Here is a 1,575-nt window from a genome sequence, read left to right as displayed (position 1 = left end):
CCGCAGGCGTCGGCCCGGCACTGCTGGCAATGCCGGAAAACGGGCAGATGATCCTCGGCGTTACTGCGCGCCCGGTTTAAGTCTTCGCAGGAAGGAGGACTGAGGTGCGCCATCTGGTTTTGAGGTATTAGAGGAATGATATTGATCAATGAAGCCCCAACACGGGCTGTAACCCTGGCAACTTCGCCGACATGCCCGTCGTTAAGCCCGGGAATGAGAACCGTATTAATCTTTACGATTAAGCCCAGTTTAGCCGCTTTGTCAATGCCCTTGAGCTGAGCCAGCAATAGCCAGCGTGCTGCTGCCGAACCGGTTAAATATTGCTTTTGATAGACTATGTGCGAGCAAATTTCTTGCAAAATTTGTATATTGACCGCATTCACTGTTACAGTGACGGTCTTGACCCCGACATCTACGATCTTTTGCGCCTTTTCTTCCAAGAGCAGGCCGTTGGTGCTGAGGCAATTGATCAACTGTGGAAATCGGGCATGGATCAATGCGAAGGCATCCAGAGCATGATCGCTAGCCAGCGTATCACCGGGACCGGCGATGCCGGCCACAGTAATGTCAGGGCACAGCGCCAACGCCCGTTCAACCGTATTTACGGCTTCATCCGGGGTCAGAATTCCCCGGCTTACCCCGGGGCGCTTTTCGCATTTATTAAACCCCCGGCGGCAGAATTTGCATTGAATGTTGCAGGAAGGACTGACCGGGAGATGGATCCTGCCAAATTTAAAATGTGCTTCGCTGTTAAAGCAAGGGTGGGTCTTGACTAGATGGCTGAACGGTGATTCTTTATGATTATTCGGGCATCCTGACATTTTTTCTCCTCCTCCAAACCAGTGAACCATCGCCGGAAAGCTGCAAAGCTGAGATCAGAAAAGGTCAATCCGCCTCCAGTTTTCTGGTCAGAGAAAGATCCAATTTATATGGTCCAGTATTCCTATTATAATACTAAGTATTTTAGCTGTCGTGGTGTTTGGTGTCAATCCCCAAGTTCGCTCTTCGAACGATAAAGGCGAGCCGCACGACTGGGCGCCGATTCTTTCACTCAGCACCATATGATTGACCCCGGGGATCCACCGCTTGGATCAGCTTACTGTTTTGTTCTGACTTACGGGGCAAGTTCTAAAGAGCCGTATCCTGGAAAATCGCTTCCGATACATCCTGAGAGCTGTTGGAAATAAACGTCTCTTCCCCTCCGTCTTGGAGTAGATTTCTGACCTTGTGCCTGATCCAGCCGAATTCGGCAGATGCCCGCACATCGCTGTTGTAACGGGGCCTGGGCAGTTTAATATCGATGACTTCTCTTATCTTTCCCGGGTTAGGCGACATCACCGCCACTCTGTCGGCAAGATAAATCGCTTCTTCGATGCTATGGGTGACAAAGATAATGGTTTTCCCGGTTTTTTCCCATATGCGGAGCAATTCATCCTGCAAGCTTTCCCGGGTCTGAGCGTCGACGGCGGCAAAAGGTTCATCCATCAGCAAAACCTCGGGATCGTAAGCCAGAGCGCGGGCAATAGCCACTCTTTGTTTCATGCCTCCCGACAACTCATGGGGATAGCGATCTTC

2 protein-coding genes are annotated in these 1,575 nt (G+C 50.9%); both read right to left on the bottom strand.

Translation table 11 applies throughout. From position 1 onward, the window contains the following. Positions 1–821: radical SAM protein (locus B2633_RS08460; RefSeq protein WP_483170167.1), on the bottom strand; the 821-nt coding region annotated here is incomplete at its 3' end. A 307-nt stretch (positions 822–1,128) separates the two neighbouring features. Beyond that, a partial coding sequence (locus tag B2633_RS08455) for an ABC transporter ATP-binding protein (RefSeq protein ID WP_483170166.1) occupies positions 1,129–1,575 on the bottom strand: 447 nt, incomplete at its 5' end.

The sequence above is a fragment of the Syntrophomonas sp. UBA1041 genome, assembly GCF_002316705.1.
In the GTDB taxonomy this organism is placed as follows: Bacteria; Bacillota; Syntrophomonadia; order Syntrophomonadales; family Syntrophomonadaceae; genus DTU019.
Note: the sequence above shows the minus strand (reverse complement) of the source record. Positions and strands in the feature narration are given on the sequence as shown.